At 39.3% G+C, this 16,880-nt stretch carries 15 protein-coding genes; 13 read left to right on the plus strand and 2 right to left on the minus strand.

The window, feature by feature from the left end:
- Positions 1 to 221: 221 nt before the first annotated feature.
- From HRT50_RS02070 to HRT50_RS02080, 3 genes are read left to right on the plus strand one after another with little or no spacing between them, the layout of a single operon-like run.
- Positions 222 to 599, plus strand: coding sequence for a GntR family transcriptional regulator (locus tag HRT50_RS02070; protein ID WP_291610828.1), 378 nt, complete (start codon positions 222 to 224; stop codon positions 597 to 599).
- On the plus strand, positions 596 to 1,453 hold the full coding sequence (locus HRT50_RS02075) for an ABC transporter ATP-binding protein (RefSeq protein ID WP_291610831.1): 858 nt from the start codon (positions 596 to 598) through the stop codon (positions 1,451 to 1,453). Before HRT50_RS02070 ends, HRT50_RS02075 begins: the two co-directional genes overlap by 4 nt.
- Positions 1,453 to 2,358 (plus strand): ABC transporter permease, encoded by a 906-nt coding sequence (locus tag HRT50_RS02080; RefSeq protein WP_291610832.1) that lies wholly within the window; start codon positions 1,453 to 1,455, stop codon positions 2,356 to 2,358. The genes HRT50_RS02075 and HRT50_RS02080 overlap by 1 nt, the downstream gene beginning before the upstream one ends.
- Before the next feature lie 472 nt (positions 2,359 to 2,830).
- Here the strand turns inward: HRT50_RS02080 and metJ are convergent, their stop codons facing one another.
- Positions 2,831 to 3,160 (minus strand): met regulon transcriptional regulator MetJ, encoded by a 330-nt coding sequence (gene metJ / locus HRT50_RS02085; protein WP_291610834.1) that lies wholly within the window; start codon positions 3,158 to 3,160, stop codon positions 2,831 to 2,833.
- Between the two features lie 250 nt (positions 3,161 to 3,410).
- Between metJ and metB the strand changes: the two genes are divergently transcribed.
- The 5 genes from metB to HRT50_RS02110 all read left to right on the plus strand — a co-directional run bounded on the left by metB (position 3,411) and on the right by HRT50_RS02110 (position 9,996).
- Positions 3,411 to 4,577, plus strand: a complete 1,167-nt coding sequence (gene metB, locus HRT50_RS02090) for a cystathionine gamma-synthase (RefSeq protein ID WP_291610836.1) — start codon at positions 3,411 to 3,413, stop codon at positions 4,575 to 4,577.
- A gap of 62 nt (positions 4,578 to 4,639) precedes the next feature.
- Complete coding sequence (gene metL / locus HRT50_RS02095; protein WP_291610838.1) at positions 4,640 to 7,210, plus strand: bifunctional aspartate kinase/homoserine dehydrogenase II; 2,571 nt, start codon at positions 4,640 to 4,642, stop codon at positions 7,208 to 7,210.
- Between the two features lie 230 nt (positions 7,211 to 7,440).
- Positions 7,441 to 8,820: a hypothetical protein gene (locus HRT50_RS02100; protein WP_291610840.1), complete on the plus strand. Its 1,380-nt coding sequence runs from the start codon at positions 7,441 to 7,443 to the stop codon at positions 8,818 to 8,820.
- Positions 8,821 to 8,869: 49 nt separating this feature from the next.
- Positions 8,870 to 9,232: a heparan-alpha-glucosaminide N-acetyltransferase domain-containing protein gene (locus HRT50_RS02105; protein WP_291610842.1), complete on the plus strand. Its 363-nt coding sequence runs from the start codon at positions 8,870 to 8,872 to the stop codon at positions 9,230 to 9,232.
- A 41-nt stretch (positions 9,233 to 9,273) separates the two neighbouring features.
- Positions 9,274 to 9,996 (plus strand): hypothetical protein, encoded by a 723-nt coding sequence (locus HRT50_RS02110; RefSeq protein WP_291610844.1) that lies wholly within the window; start codon positions 9,274 to 9,276, stop codon positions 9,994 to 9,996.
- A 79-nt stretch (positions 9,997 to 10,075) separates the two neighbouring features.
- On the opposite strand, the gene argE is transcribed toward HRT50_RS02110, so the two are convergent.
- A complete protein-coding gene (gene argE, locus HRT50_RS02115; protein ID WP_291610846.1) occupies positions 10,076 to 11,224 on the minus strand; it encodes an acetylornithine deacetylase in 1,149 nt (382 codons plus the stop codon).
- Positions 11,225 to 11,379: 155 nt separating this feature from the next.
- On the opposite strand from argE, the gene argC reads away from it, so the two are divergent.
- The 5 genes from argC to argH all read left to right on the plus strand — a co-directional run.
- Positions 11,380 to 12,399, plus strand: coding sequence for an N-acetyl-gamma-glutamyl-phosphate reductase (gene argC / locus HRT50_RS02120; protein ID WP_291610865.1), 1,020 nt, complete (start codon positions 11,380 to 11,382; stop codon positions 12,397 to 12,399).
- A 42-nt stretch (positions 12,400 to 12,441) separates the two neighbouring features.
- Positions 12,442 to 13,248 (plus strand): acetylglutamate kinase, encoded by an 807-nt coding sequence (argB, locus tag HRT50_RS02125; RefSeq protein WP_291610848.1) that lies wholly within the window; start codon positions 12,442 to 12,444, stop codon positions 13,246 to 13,248.
- A 28-nt stretch (positions 13,249 to 13,276) separates the two neighbouring features.
- Positions 13,277 to 14,218 (plus strand): ornithine carbamoyltransferase, encoded by a 942-nt coding sequence (locus tag HRT50_RS02130; RefSeq protein WP_291610850.1) that lies wholly within the window; start codon positions 13,277 to 13,279, stop codon positions 14,216 to 14,218.
- An 82-nt stretch (positions 14,219 to 14,300) separates the two neighbouring features.
- Entirely contained in the window at positions 14,301 to 15,578 is a 1,278-nt protein-coding gene (locus HRT50_RS02135) for an argininosuccinate synthase (RefSeq protein WP_291610852.1), read from the plus strand.
- A 2-nt stretch (positions 15,579 to 15,580) separates the two neighbouring features.
- On the plus strand, positions 15,581 to 16,880 hold a 1,300-nt coding region (gene argH / locus HRT50_RS02140; RefSeq protein ID WP_291610854.1), incomplete at its 3' end, for an argininosuccinate lyase.

Genomic DNA, 16,880 nt, shown 5'->3' on the forward strand with positions numbered 1-16,880 from the left:
TGCCCAAAAGTTTTGTCATTCATACTCTGTTACATTCTTTAAAAACAACCATCCTAAATTAAAATTCTTATTAATAATCAATGGATTAATTGATTGTTTTCAGTTGTTAACCGCATCTCCTGCCATTAATTGGATAAAATAACGGCAAACTGTGCTTGTGTTGTAGTGTGTTGGTGATGTATAACACTATTATCTTTTTGGTATTATTCAAGGAAACGGGCATGACACCTCAATGGGATCCAGATAAACCGATATACCTGCAACTTTATCAGCAAGTCATTACGCGCATATTAGATGGCTATATCAAGGAAGGGGAAGCGTTACCTTCAGTAAGGAAAGTAGCGGCTGAGTATCAGCTTAATCCAATTACTATTTCAAAGGCGTATCAGATGTTACAGGATGAAGCAGTGGTAGAAAAGCAACGTGGTAAGGGCCTATTTGTTATGCCTGGCGCACAAGAGTTAATGTTAGATAGAGAGCGTGATAGTTTTTTATCACATCAATGGCCTGAAATTCTAATGCAGATTTCACGACTAAAACTGTCAGCAGAGCAGTTACTGTCAGTTAATGTGAATAACCCAGTGGAGGGCAAGATATGAGCTCACTCATTTCAATCTCAAATTTAAATAAATCATATGGCAGTAAAAAAGTATTGTCAGGGGTTAATTTATCGCTTAATGCAGGACAAATTGTTGGCTTAGTTGGCCCTAACGGTGCAGGGAAAACTACTTGCTTACAAGCCATATTAGGCTTGACCGACTTTGAAGGTGATATCAGTGTCTTAGGTCATCATCCGAGAAAAGATCGGGTTAGTATGCTTAAAGATGTTGCTTATATTGCCGATGTCGCTATTTTGCCAAAATGGTTAAAAGTGTCACAAGCGTTAAGTTATATGCAAGACATTCATCCAAACTTTGCCATTGAAAAGGCGCAAGCGTTTTTAGCTAAAACCAATATTAATATAAAAGACAAAGTAAAAGCCCTGTCTAAAGGCATGGTGGCGCAATTGCACTTAGCACTTATTTTAGCTATTGATGCCAAGGTGCTTATTTTGGATGAGCCTACCTTAGGCTTAGATATTTTAACGCGTCGTCAGTTCTATAGTCACTTGTTGGAAGATTTTTATACTGAAGATAAGTGTATTGTCATTACTACCCATCAAATTGAAGAAATTGAACATATCTTAACGGATGTTGCTTTCATTCAAGAAGGTAAAATTGTACTGGCACAAAGTACTGAAGATATAAGACAGCGCTTTAACCTAGTATCGGTAACTAACGAGCAGCTACCACAAGCGGATGAACTTCAGCCGTTATTTAAAAATAGCATGATGGGTCTGACTACCATGTTATTTGATAATCAAGATAAAGCAACATTACAGGGCTTAGGTAAAGTGAGTGTACCTAGCTTAGCTGATGTTTTTGTTGGTGTAATGAATAAGGAGACTTGCTAATGAATACTGCAATATTGAAAGCCTCAATTAAAAAAGAGTTATGGGAATTCAACGGTATGTTGAAGTGGGTACCTATTAGTTTGGCTGGTGTGTTTATTTTCATCCCATTACTGAGCATGATTCTAAATGGTATTGATATGCAAGCTGTATTCGAAGGACTTAAGCATGCTGCTCAAATTGAAAAGAATGATCATTTAAGTGAAATGTTCTTTGTTGGTGCCATTGCCTTATTTAGTCCGTTCATTGCCATTGGCTTTATTGTGCAAGTGTATTACTTTGTCACTTGTCTGTTTGATGAAAGGCGTGACCAATCGGTGATGTTCTGGCGCTCATTACCTGTTTCAGATGAGATGACCATTGCCAGTAAATTATTAACGGGTGCCGTTGTTATTCCAGTGATCTTTTTTGCTGCCGCGACCTTCTTAATGGTACTGATGTTAGTACTTGCCATTGTAGCTTGTCTTATTTTGTCTGTGGGTTTTGACATCTCTTTATGGGGCACCCTTGCCAGCGCTAATATATTAAGTGGCGTCGGTTATATTTGGTTAACACTTTTACCTATGGCAATTTGGTTACTACCTTTGTATAGCTGGTTAATGTTGACATCTATATATGCTAATAAAGCACCCTTCTTATGGGCGGTGTTACCTATTGTCGCGCTATTAGTGATTGAAACTATTGTTGTGCATTATTTGAACATTTCGCAACCTTTCTTTGGGCATTTCTTAATGGATTATTTCTCCTTGACACCAGACAACCTTGCCGGCATGGCGGGAGAGCAAGAGAAGTCGCGCTCGGTAGCATTAGAGTTGTTGATAGCACAAATCGACTACCGTACGGTATTAGTCTCAGCGGGATTATTGTTTACCACTTATTGGTTTAGGGTTAATAAACAAGAAAGTTAAGCTGATGTTTTACAATAGGCTTTAGCTTAGTTAGATAACTAATAAGCGAATCAAAACGAAAAAAGCGATGTTTACTCAGTAAACATCGCTTTTTTGTTATGCAATTTTGCCAATTTACTAGCTTATGGGAGTTCTTGCTAATAATAATACCAATTTGATTAAATTTCTTCCCAACTCAGAACTATGCTTGAGGTTCAATAACAAGGAAAATTCGTTTCGGTTTAGTCACTCTAAATCAAATGAATTTAACGAAGTTAGTGGGCATCAAGTAAGCTCCCAAGGGCGAGTTTAAAAGGCTTACACGCTGCGTTATTGATTTTGAGAAGGGAATAACCATTCTCTTCAATCAATGCCTTGCCTCTAAGCCTTTTACCTCTCGCTGAGTGGGAAAGAACTTAATCAACTTGATATAAGTCAATAAAAAAGGTACTTAACAAGTACCTTTTTTATATGTTAGCTTTATAAGAAATAGTTATTCTTCATCTACTTCATAAGCGCTAAAATCGGTAACACCTTTTGCTTCGAGTAAACGCCTGACACTGGCAGGTAATTTTTCATTGTTATCTTTTGCTAAATCCTCATCGTCAGGTAAGGGCTGACCAGTAAAAGCATGTAAAAACGCTTCACATAACAATTCACTATTAGTAGCATGGCGAAGGTTATTTACTTGACGTCTAGTGCGTTCATCCGTCAATACTTTTAACACGCGCAAAGGAATAGAAACGGTAATTTTCTTTACTTGCTCGCTTTTTTTACCGTGTTCGGCATAGGGATTTATGTACTCTTCATTCCACTGAGCCATGGATATTCCTCTGTCTTGTTATAACGTATACGATATTGTAATAGGGTAGATTTTACCTGCTGAAAAAAACCAGTCAAGTAGAAGTTTAGATGTCTAAAATTACTTGACCCAATTAATCAAAGTGTTTAGAGTTATAGACGTCCAAACATCTAAACGTAAACTTTGCTATTTTTCGGTGCAATGACCGATAAAATAAGTAAAAAATTAGTGCGCTTGCGTGCTTACTTAATCAATTAATGGAGACAACTAAATGTCGATTGCTAAAACAAGTAATATCACTACTTCGGCAGTAAGAGCCGGTATAAATAGCGATCAGCACCATGGCGCTGTGGTTGCTCCTATCCATTTATCCAGTACCTATTCATTAAAAGGCTTTAACGATAAGCGTCAATTTGACTACTCTCGCACCGGTAACCCAACCCGAGCTACTTTTGCTGAAACCATTGCAAAACTAGAGCAAGGCAGTGTTGGCATAGTTACCAGTACCGGCATGGCAGCAGTACATTTAATTTGTCAGCTTTTATCAACGGATGACACAGTTGTTATTCCACATGATTGTTATGGTGGTAGTTTTAGATTATTTACCCATTTAGCTAAACGTGGTCAGTTCAAACTAATTGTTGTTGATCAAAATGATCAACAAGCATTGGCTAATGCTTTAGCCCACAAACCCAAATTAGTTTTACTTGAAAGCCCAAGCAATCCGTTATTACGCCTGGTCGATATTGAAGAAGTGAGCAAAGCGTGTCATGCAGCGGGTGCATTGGTGGCAGTTGATAACACTTTCTTATCGCCAGCATTGCAACAACCGTTAACCTTAGGCGCTGATATTGTTTTTCACTCAACCACTAAATATATTAACGGTCATAGCGATGTTGTTGGTGGTGTTTTAGTTACCAAAACTGCCGAGCTAGGTGAAAAACTTGCTTGGTGGGCAAACTGTATTGGTATTACCGGCAGTGCCTTTGATAGTTTCTTAGCATTACGCGGTTTAAAAACTTTACCAGTACGAATGAAGCAACACCAAGAAAACGCCCTACAAGTAGCTGACTTTTTAAAGAACCATGATGCTATTGATGCGGTATATTTCCCCGGTTTTCCTGAGCATCCAGGTCATGATATTGCCAAAAAGCAGCAAACTGGCTATGGCGCTATGTTAAGTTTTGAAGTTAAAGGTGGTGTTGAAGCGGTTAAAAAGCTATTCGAAAATCTCGAGTTGTTCACTTTAGCGCAATCATTAGGTGGCGTTGAAAGTTTAATTAGTCACCCATCAACCATGACCCATGCGGGTATGGAGATAGCCGATCAGTTAGCCGCGGGCATTACTCAAGCTTTAGTACGGATATCCGTCGGTATTGAGGATATTAATGATATACTGGCCGATTTAGCCCATGGTTTAGCGCAAAGCCAAAGGTAATTTATCACCCATTAACAAATAAACAATTGTGAAAATAAATTCGCAATTGAGTAGGCACAGAGATGACACCCGCAAGTATTACGAAAAATAACGTTAACGAAAAGAAAGCAGTGCTAAGTAAAGATATTGTCGAGCATGAATTTATCGCTGACTTTACCACGGAAAATAAACTAGCTAAGCATGCTATTCAAGTACACAAATTTGGTGGTAGTTCTTTAGCCACAGCCAAATGTATTAAGCGTGTTGTTGAAATTATTCGTGAAAATTGTCAGTTAAACGATATTGTCGTGGTATCAGCTAATGGTAAAAATACCGATGGCTTATTTGCTATTTATTCTCTGGCCGAACAAGTAATCGCTACACCAGCTAAGCAAACTAGTGATCAGTTAAGCCAAGCTATCGCTGAGTTAGCTCAGCAGCAAGAACAGTTAATCACAGAATTATTAAATACCAACAACACCAAGCAATTATTACATCTGTTAAGTAAAGACATTGAGCAATTAACTCGCTGGTTAGCGGGCGATATTGTTCAACATCACAATGATATTTTAGCCTTGGGTGAAGTATGGTCAGCAAGATTGCTATCCGCTTTACTTAATGAGCAAGTTTGTCCAAGTAATAGTATTGATGCGCGTGATTTTCTTGTTATCGATAATGAACAAAGCTGTGCGGTAGACTCCGCAATAAGTGCTGCGCAATTAAGACAAAGGCGTCAGTTTGGTAAATTAGCGGTAATTACTGGTTATATCAGTAAAGATAGCCGTGGTAAGAGCTGTACCTTAGGGCGAAATGGCAGTGATTACTCGGCCACTATAATTGCGGCTTTAGTCGCTGCGGGTAATGTGACCTTATGGACAGATGTTGATGGTATTTATAGTGCCGATCCTCGTGTCGTACCTAATGCTAGGAAATTACATCGCTTACCTAATGGTGTCGCCAAAGAATTAGGCCGTTTAGGTAACCCGGTTTTACATGCTAAAACATTATTGCCACTGATTAATCCTTTAAGTGAACATCATACCCACTTACATGTAGCTAGTAGCTTTGATGCACAAGTCGTTGGTACTGAAATTGGTAAGTTTGGCCAAATAGCCAAACAAGAGTTATCAGTCACTTATTTGAATGATTTATTGTTGGTGCAATCCGTGAGTTTTATCGGCGAGGCTGCGGCTAAAGCCAAGGCAGAGTTTTCACCTATTTGTATAGATGATCAACAAGGCTTTATGGTCATCACGCAAGCACAACAAAAACCATTAAGTCAGTGGTTGGCAAGTCATGATGTTGATATCACTTTTAAGCCAGTGGCCATTATAGCCACTGTTGGCCATAAAGTAGCTGGACGTGGCGATATTAAAGCCCGTTTTAAACGTTCATTAAAAACAGCCAAACCATTAAATATAGTGGGCAGTGAGAATAACCATAGCGTGATTGCCATTTTACCAGAGCCTTGTTCGATTGAATTATTAAATACCGTTCATCACGACATGACCAAAGATGCTCGCCATATTGGCTTAGTCGTTGCTGGTATGGGTAACATAGGTGAACGATTTTTAGAATTATTACCCGCGCAACTTAATAAAGTCTATGCCTTAGAAAACTTACACCTAGTGGGATTACTCTCTTCGAAAAAAGCGTTAATTAATAATGATGGCATTGATGTCAACCAAGCAAGATCATTGTTTGCCCAAGATGCACAAAGTTATGATGGAGAACAGCTTATTTCTTGGTTGAGTCATCATCCATACGATGAATTAATTGTGGTAGATATCACCCCTAGTGAAGATTTCAGCTTATTGTATGAACAACTTTTTGCTTTAGGTATTCATGTTATCGGCGCTAATAAATGGGCCGCTTCAAGCAGTACCGAACATTATAATAACCTAGTCAATACTGCGGATAGTAATAACAGCTTATGGTTAGGCAATACTACTGTCGGTGCCGGCTTACCAATTAATTACGCCATTGATGACTTGCGTCAAAGTGGTGATAGCATCAGTGAATTATCCGGCATTTTTTCCGGTACGCTTTCTTGGTTATTTGAAACCTATGACGGCAGTTCAAAATTTTCAGAGCTGTTATTGAATGCTTTAGCCCAAGGTATTACTGAACCTGACCCTAGAGAAGATTTATCAGGCAGAGATGTACAGCGTAAGTTATTGATTTTAGCTAGAAAATCAGGTTTTGAGTTGGACCTAGCAGACATTGACTGTCAAAACTTAGTACCAGAAGCATTACAATCATTATCAACCAGGGACTTTTTAGCCCGAGCGGATGAACTAGATGATTACTTTGCTACGGCATTAAGTGATGCCAATGACAAAGGTGCTTGTATCCGTTATGTGGCCCGTTTTCAGCATAACGAAACTACAGGTACGAATAGCAAAGTTAAGACAAAAATTAGCGCAAAAGTTAGTTTGGAAGTATTGCCACAAAGTGATGCTTTTGCCAATTTAACGCCTTGTGATAATATTTTTCAAATCAATAGTCACTGGTATCAAGACAATCCTTTAATTATACGTGGTCCGGGGGCAGGGCGAGATGTCACTGCTGGTGGATTGCATTCAGATCTTGTTAAGATTTGTCAGCAACTTGCTCACAAAAAAAATCAGGTAAAAATAAAAGGCATAAACTAAGGGATTACTAAGGCATAGCTGCGGCTTATTACGGCGCTAATCGTGCCTGATTCCCTTATACCGGTATCACACTTTAGCTATTGCTCCAGATAAATCAATGATGATTACTTTGATGAACATAATTAATAACTTAGTTAATTGTTCATCAAAGCAGCAGCCGCTTGTCTATCTGTTGCTTTTAGCTATTATTACTAGCATGATAGATATTATTTACTCCCTTCAGCGATACAATGGCTAAAGATTCTCCGCACCAAACACACTACACTCGACAAGTTCATCATTTGTTAGCAAAAGTCTATGGACGAAGTGCCGTTAAAGACTCTTTGTTAGATCGCGCTATCGGTTATTTTGAACAAGAAGAATTTCGTCCTTCCGATGATAAAACATCGACCGAAGAATCTCAGGTTGAACAAATGCAGCGTACTGAGCGCCATTCTAGTTTACTGTCGCTGGCACTCATTATTCTTGAGTTGGCCGAGGGCGATAGTTACGCTGAAAATAACCGTAAATCGGCACAATTTCTTGGCACACTGCAGTTAATCAGTGCTACCGAAGGAAAACGTGTCGCAGCAAGTAATGAGCAGAGTAAGTCAGTTTATAAAGCCGTATTATGTCTACGTTTACTGGACCGCTTAATTATCGATGGTCAGATGGTCGAACCTTATATCACTAAATTTCTAAGCGGTATATCCCCTGAACAATATAGTGATTTTGTCAGTCATGATAATAAAGCTTACCATCGCTTTGTTGAGCAAGTGAAAATTCCATTGATAATGGCGGCACTTATGCAAGATGTCGGTAACTACCATCCTAAAGCTCAAACTATCCTTGTTGGCGATAATGGTAAATTAGATGCCTTTCGTACCCTTGAGGTGAGACAACGAAAAGAGCTGCTACAAATTAATTATCGTGAAACGTTGAAATACCTTAATGAAGGTATTGGCATGCCAATTTTTATTGGTAATACCAAGGCCGAGCGTGAGCAATTTATTATCGATGAACAAGACAAATTATCCTTTATTAAACAGTTATTAAAAAGCAGTGTTAATCCTAAAAATACTATTGGTAATATCTTAAAAGTTCCACAAATTTATACCTCAATAATATTGTCAACTAAGGCAAGTTATAATTACAAATTACTGCCGAAAGTCTTTCAGGTGCTTAATAAAAATGCTGAAGTCGGCGCTTGTGCACAAAGTGTCGTTAATGCCTTATATAAGATTACCGGCATGTTTCCCCAAGGCTTTGGTATTGTATACATGCCTTTAGGGGAGTTTGGTGACCAAGGTGATTGTTATGAATATGCCATTGTAAATAGACTTTATCCTGAAAAAACAGAGCAGCCGAATTGTCGAATGGCGACACGTAAACTCACCTTTATTGGCTATGGTCAAAATGCTGTTATCAAAAATAAGAGTAACCTTTATTTCACCCAAACGGCTAAAAAGCTAGCAACCTTGAGTAAAGATCGTTTGAATGAAATATTAGAGTTACTAAGTTCAAATTCTCAGGAGCGTAAGGAATTAGATTTATTACCTCGCTGTTGGCATGCTAATGAATTTTTCTCATTAAAAGCACATCAAAACCTATGGAACAAAGCGGATTCATAGGATCCCCGAATAAGCGTTTACCTAAGACTTTTCAAAAGGAAGTGAATAAATGACCGATGTAGTAAAAAGTAAACGTATCGCGGCAATAGATTGGATGCGCGGTTTTGTGATGATCATCATGGTGCTTGATCATGTTTCAATGGTTTATAACCGAAATCATTTATCAACTGACTCCGCAGCCAATTATATACTAGGGACTCCGTTGCCCGCCTTCGAATTTTTTAGTCGTTGGATAAGGCATATTTGTGCGCCTGTTTTTGTTTTTCTGGCTGGTACCGCTTTAGCCATTAGTGTTGAGCGTAAGTTATCAAGGGGCTTTGACAGTAAAGGTATTGATAAAGATATTTTGATTCGCGGCGCTTTTATCGCTTTATTAGACCCAACCATTACTTCATTCTTCGCTGAAAACTGACTTTTCAAGTACTCTATGCCATTGGTGTTGCCATGATGTGCATGGCCTTTTTTAGGCGCCTATCAAGTACGCAATTATTGATTATTGCCATGGCGTGGATATTAGGTGGTAAATTAGTCACCGCGCAATTCTGGTTCGCTGGCGGTCAAGAGCAATCAATTATTGTCGGTTTGTTAATAGGTAAATATTTATCGGCAGACCTAAGTATCTCTTACGCGTTAGTACCTTGGTTATCAGTAATGATTTTGGGTTGGGTTTTTGGTCGTTATATTTTAGATTATGGCTATGGCAAGCTGGCTATTAGTCCGGCTAAGTTGCTTTTTCGCCTAGGCTTCGCTGCGTTAGCTGCTTTTGTTGCTATCCGTTATTTCAATGATTACGGCAATATGTTTCTATTAAAAGAAGATAACAGTTGGCAACAATGGTTACATGTTAGTAAATATCCACCTTCGGCAAGTTTTATCATGCTTGAGTTAGGACTTATGGCGGTTATTCTTGCGTTAATGATCAAAGTTGAGCAGCGTATTGGTATGCGCCCTAACGGTGTCTTACTGGTTTTTGGCCAAACGTCTATGATGTTTTATTTAGTACATCGAATTCTCTTAACTGGTAGCGGTACCTATGGCGGTATGAGAGATATAACAGACCTATCAGGTACTTATATAATAACTGGCGTTTTGCTACTTGCCTTATATCCATTTTGTTTGTGGTATCGAGGCTTTAAAGCTAAACACCCCAACTCTATTTGGTTAAAATATTTGTAAGTTAGCAGTACAAAAAAAGGCCGTCATAGTTATGCTATGACGGCCTTTTTATTATCAACTTTTTATGAAGAGATAAATATTACAAGCAGTAGTGCTGGATCATTTTGGTTAGTAATAGCTCGGTTTTTTCCACTTCACTATGAGCCAGGAATTCATTGGGCTGATGGGCTTGATCAATTGAGCCTGGACCAAGCACTATGGTTTGACAGCCTAGTTGCTGAATATAAGGCGCTTCGGTGGCGTAATTAACCGCACAACAACTATGGCCACTAATTTCTTCGGCAATATCAACAAAAGTACTGGGTTTATTTTGCTCAAAGCTTGGTGAACTTGGGTGCATTTCAGCAAAGGTAATTCGACCAGGGTAAAGTTCAGCTAAAGGTTTTAATGCCTCACTCAACCAGTTGATCAATTCGTCATCACTCATGCCAGGTAAAGAGCGCAAATCAATATCTAGGTCACAGTGACCACAAATTCGATTGGCATTATCGCCGCCAGAAATAGCCCCTAAGTTTAAAGTCGGCGCTGTTACATCAAAGGCTTTGTTTTCATAATTTAGGTGCAGCTTTTCTTTTAATTCAATTAACTGGCCAATCACTTTATGCATAATTTCTATAGCATTAACACCAAGGTTAGGTTTACTGGAATGGCCAGACTTTCCCTCAACGCTAATTCGGTGTGACATGTGACCTTTATGCATAACAACGGGTACTAAATTAGTGGGCTCGCCGATAATGGCAACATCAGGTTTTATCGCTTGGCTTTTAGCAAAAAATCGAGCGCCAGCCATAGTGGTTTCTTCATCAGCAGTGGCAAGAATGTATAAAGGTTTTTTCAGTTGAGCAGCGGTTAAGTTTTTACAGACTTGCAAAATAAAGGCGAAAAATCCTTTCATATCACAAGTACCTAAACCGAAAAACTTATCATCTTGAATGACTACTTTATGTGGATCTGACTGCCAACGATTTTCATCAAAGGGTACAGTGTCACTGTGGCCTGCCAGTAATAATCCGCCTTCACCATTACCTAACTTAGCAAGTAAGTTAAATTTATTGTCAGTCTCAGGTACGGCTTGAATTTCAATAGTAAAACCAAGTTGCTCAAACCAGGTGGCTAAGAGTTGGATTACCTCTTTATTGCCCTGATCCCAGCTTGGCTGTGTAGAGCTAATGGAAGGGCAAGCGATTAACTGGCTTAAGCTTTGACTGAAATCAGGCAGTTGTATCATAAAGAACCTATAAGTTTGAATAATTACTTAAATAGTTATGCTGATTGTTTGCATAACTACCCATGCGATGTTACCTTAGTTCTATAGTGTAAATAACCTGCTTTAATAAGGCTACTTCAAAAATGACAAAGGCTATACCCGATTCGAATAACAGTATGCAAAAAGTGGCGGTTATTGGCGCCAGTGGTTATGCAGGTGCAGAGCTTGTTGGCTTATTATGCAAACATAAGCAGACACAAATTTGTCATCTAGTTGTTTCTGAAAATAGTAGTTCAGAAGGTAAACTATTTAGTGACTTACATGGCCGATTTAAAGGTGTCTGCGATTTACCATTGCAAGCATTCTCGCCAGCATGGTTTGATCAAAATGTGGCAGATTTAGATGTAGTGTTTTTTGCTACCCCCCATGAGTTTAGTGCTGATTGGGCACAAGCCTTTGTCGACGCTGGCGTAAAGGTATTTGATCTTTCCGGTGGTTTTAGGTTAAAAGATGCTGCTGACTACCCTAAATATTATGGTTTCGAACATGCCAATACTGATGCTTTAGCTACTGCTAAGTATGGTTTAGCTGAATGGCAGCAAGAGGATATAGCCAGTACTAACTTAGTTGCTGTGCCGGGTTGTTACCCAACGGCAAGTTTGCTTTGTTTAAAGCCTTTGACCGTTAACAATTTAGTGCTAGAAAATTCATTGGTTGTGGTTAATGGTATTAGTGGTGTTACTGGTTCAGGGAGAAATGCCTCGTTAGCGACTAATTTTAATGAAGTCAGCTTAAAAGCATATAACGTATTACAGCACAGACATCAGCCTGAGATTTCCCAAGAAGCGGCAATTGAAGTGGTATTTAATCCGCATTTAGCGCCTTATAAAAGAGGGCTTTTAGCAACAGTGACCTTGAAAGTTAATGCTGGCGTTACTAATGCTCAAATACAACAAGCTTTTACACAGGCCTATAGTGATAAGCCATTAGTAAGATTAGTGACAAGTTGGCCAGAAATTGGCAATGTTGCTTATACACCCTTTGCCGATGTGCATTGGCAGTTTGATGAAGATAAGCAGGTTGTGGTGGTAAGTTGTGCCATTGATAACTTACTTAAAGGTGCAGCTTCGCAAGCAGTGCAATGTTTTAATATTTCACTTGGCTTGGCCAGTGAGTTTTCATTAATAAATGCTTAGAAAATTAAAAAAGATCGTATTTAGGTATAGAAAGGAATAGAGATGAACAACCCTGAACTAAAGCCACAAGTTAAACCAAAGCTAAAACCCTTAGTGATTAAAATTGGCGGCGCAATTCTTGAAAAAGAATCAGCTCTTAATGCTTTACTCAGTGTGATAGCCACATTGAAAAATAAACAAGTGGTCTTGGTACATGGTGGTGGCTGTGTGGTTGACGAAATGTTGGCACAAGCGGGTTTTACCACAGAGAAAAAGCATGGCTTACGGGTTACGCCTAAAGAGCAAATAGCATTAATCAGTGGTGCTCTCGCGGGCACGGTTAATAAAGCTATTGTTGCTACGGCCAATAGTATGGATTTAGCCGCGGTCGGACTATCGTTAAATGATGGCGATATGATCTCTTGTACTTTATCCACGCAAGACTTAGGTCAAGTGGGTGTACCCAAAACCAATAGCAGTAAGTTATTAGACACTTTATTGAAAGCTAATTTTCTACCGGTAATTTCTTCAATCGGTGCACTAGATAACGGCGACTTAGTCAATGTCAATGCCGATGATGCCGCGGTGGCTATTTGTCAGCTACTTAATGCCGAGCTATTGTTACTCACCGATGTGAATGGCGTTAAAGGCGCAGATGGCGAGTATTTATCATCACTTAACGCAGAGCAAGCTCAACAGCTTATTGAGCAGGGTGTTATTGCCGGGGGTATGACGGCAAAAGTAAATGCTGCCTTGCATGCCGCGAAAGAATTACGACGAAGTATCGCGGTTGCCAGTTGGCAATCGCCTGAGCAAATTAGCCAATTACTTGATGGAAATGGCATTGGCACACAAATACAGCCAAATTAGCCTAAACGAAATATTGAGATAAAATCTTATGTCGACAGATAACGCATTACAATCATTAAACAATTTTTTAGCTGATGACCAGCTAAACAAAGAACAAATATTAGCATTAATCGAGTTAGCCATTAATATCAAAAAACATCCTAGCGATTATAGCCAAGCATTAGCTGGCAAGTCAGTGGCGATGATTTTTGAAAAACCGTCATTAAGAACACATGTTAGCTTTGACATGGGCATTAATAAGTTAGGTGGTCATTCGCTCTACTTAGGCCAACAAAATGGCAAGCTGGGTGAACGTGAGCGGGTTAGTGATTACGCAAAAAACTTATCCTGTTTTGCTGATCTTATCGTCGCTCGTGTTTTTAGTCATGATTCTATTAAAGGTTTAGCTGAACATGCCAGTATTCCGGTGATTAATGCTTTATGTGACGTTTATCATCCATGCCAAGCACTTGCCGATTTTGTCACTTTAGCAGAAACCTACCCTGATTTAAGCCAAGTAAAATTGGCCTATGTCGGCGATGGCAACAATGTTTCAAATTCATTAATGATTATGGCAGCAATTTTAGGGGTAGATTTCACCTTAGTAGCTCCTGAAGGACATGAAGCGCAAGCAGATATCATTGAAAAAACCAAAAGACTAGCACAAGAGTCGGGCAGTAATTTACACCTTACCAATGATATAAACGCCATTGGTAAACAAGATGTCATTTATACCGATACTTGGATTTCCATGGGTGATGAAGATGCCAGTAAAAAAGCTGAGGTTTTAGCCAAGTTTGCCCCATATCAAGTGAATCACGCTTTGATGGCAAAAGCACAGGCGAGCATGGTGCTGCACTGTCAACCGGCGCATTTAGAAGAAGAAATCACCACTGAATTATTTGATAGTGAATTATCGAAAGTATTTCAGCAAGCAGAAAACAGAATGTGGGCACAGAATGCCGTACTTGTCGCCTTGTTTACTAAGTAAGCGCCGACAGGTAAAACAACAGATAACGAGTTAATTAAAGAAATTAACTAAACAAATTTTAAAAATTTAAGAGAGAATAAAAATGGCCTTAATAAAGAAACAAATCAAAAAAGTAGTATTAGCGTATTCTGGTGGCTTAGATACCTCGGCTATCATTCCATGGTTAAAAGAAAACTACGATGGTTGTGAAGTTATCGCCTTTTGCGCCGATGTTGGCCAAGGTGATGAAGAGCTTGAAGGCGTAAAAGAAAAAGCCCTAGCCTCAGGTGCATCAGAATGTTACATAGTTGATCTTAAAGAAGAATACGTAAAAGAATATATTTACCCAATTTTAAAAACCGGCTCAGTGTATGAAGGACAATATTTATTAGGCACGTCAATGGCACGTCCTATCATTGCTAAAGCACATGTAGAGATTGCCCTGAAAGTTGGTGCTGATGCCCTTTGTCATGGTTGTACCGGTAAAGGTAATGACCAAGTACGTTTTGAGTCTTGTTTTGCTGCCCTAGCACCAGAGCTTACGGTAATTGCGCCATGGCGTGAGTGGGATATGGTTTCTCGTGAAGACTTATTAGATTATTTAGCTGAGCGTGATATTCCTTGTTCAGCGTCATTAACTAAAATTTATAGCCGTGATGCTAACGCTTGGCATATATCTCACGAAGGTGGCGAGTTAGAAGACCCATGGTGTGAGCCATCAAAAGAAGTATGGACCATGACGGTTGATCCAATGGATGCGCCAGATGTACCAGAAAAAGTACAATTAAGTTTTCTTGAAGGTGAATTAGTTGCTATTGATGGTAAAGATTTCTCTGGAAATAGTGAGGCTGGTAGTGAAAAGGGTGCCGGCGCTTATGACGCCTTAATGTATCTAAATGATAAAGGTGCAGCACACGGTGTTGGCAGAATTGATATTGTTGAAAACCGTTTAGTAGGTATGAAATCACGTGGCTGTTATGAAACACCAGGTGGCACCATTTTAATGGCTGCATACAAAGGTTTAGAAACATTAATCCTTGATAAAGAGTCACTTAAATATCGTGAATCTGTTGGTCTTGAATTCTCTCATGTTATTTATGATGGTCGTTGGTTTACACCACTTGCTAAAGCGCAGCTAGCTTCTGCAGCATCATTTGCTGAAAAACTAACCGGTGATGTAGTCGTTAAGTTATACAAAGGTATGGCGCAAGTGATTCAACGTCGTTCACCAAATAGTTTGTACTCTGAAGCGTTTGCTACCTTTGGTGCAGATGATGTTTACGACCAAAAACATGCCGAAGGTTTCATCCGTTTATTCAGCTTATCAAGCAGAATTACCGCGTTGAGCCAAAACGGCAGCTTAAAAGATCTGGAGAAGTAGTTATGGCTTTATGGGGTGGAAGGTTTAAAGAGAAAGCGAGTTTACAATTTAAGAAATTTAATGACTCGCTGCCGGTAGATTATCGCATGGCCGTACAAGATATTGTTGGCTCAATTGCCTGGGCACAAGCGATTCATGAAGTAGGTGTATTAAACGATGATGAGTTAGTGCGTTTAACCGCAGCGCTCGAAGAGTTAAAAGCATCTGTTGAAGAAAATCCTAAGCAAATTTTGTTATCTGATGCCGAAGATATTCATAGCTGGGTGGAAATTCAGTTAATCGAAAAAACCGGTGATTTAGGTAAGAAGCTCCATACTGGCCGTAGTCGTAATGATCAAGTAGCAACCGATTTAAAATTGTGGTGTAAAGAAACCGGCGGCGATTTATTGTTTGCCTTAGTGAACTTACAGCAAGCGATGATGAATTTAGCTGAACGCGAAAAAGACACGGTATTACCTGGTTATACCCATTTACAGCGTGCGCAGCCTATTACTTTTGGTCACTGGTGTTTAGCGTATGTAGAAATGTTTAATCGTGATATTGGCCGTCTAAAAGATGCGCTTTATCGCTTAGATGTTTCTCCGCTAGGCTCTGGCGCATTAGCGGGTACTGCGTACCCGATTGACAGAAATGCCTTGGCTAACCGTTTAGGTTTTAGAACCGCCACCTTAAACAGTCTTGATGCAGTTTCTGATCGAGATCACGTTATTGAATTATTGGCATCAGCGAGTATTTCTATGATGCATTTATCACGTTTTGCTGAAGATTTAATTTTCTACAATTCAGGTGAAGCGGGTTTTGTTGAAATGAGTGATTTAGTTAGCTCTGGTTCTTCATTAATGCCGCAAAAGAAAAACCCGGATGCTTGTGAATTAATTCGTGGCAAAGCTGGTCGAGTTTTTGGTTCGCTTACCGGCATGTTAACTACAATGAAAGGTTTAGCGCTTGCCTATAACAAAGATATGCAAGAAGACAAAGAAGGTTTGTTTGACGCCCTTGATACTTGGCAAGAATGTATGGAAATGGCGGTATTAGTCGCCGATGGTTTAAAAGTAAACCGTTCACGTACCCTTGCCGCAGCACAACAGGGTTATGCCAATGCCACTGAACTTGCCGATTACTTAGTAGGTAAAGATATTCCGTTCCGTGAAGCCCATCATATTGTTGGTGAAGTAGTACTAGCCGCAATTGATAAAGGTGTGCCGTTGGAAGATTTAACCATCAGTCAATTACAAGAGTTCAGCGATAAAATTGAACAAGATGTTTATCAACATCTTTCTATTGAGTCGACGCTTAATAAGC

Source organism: Colwellia sp. (assembly GCF_013215345.1).
Classification (GTDB): domain Bacteria; phylum Pseudomonadota; class Gammaproteobacteria; order Enterobacterales; family Alteromonadaceae; genus Colwellia.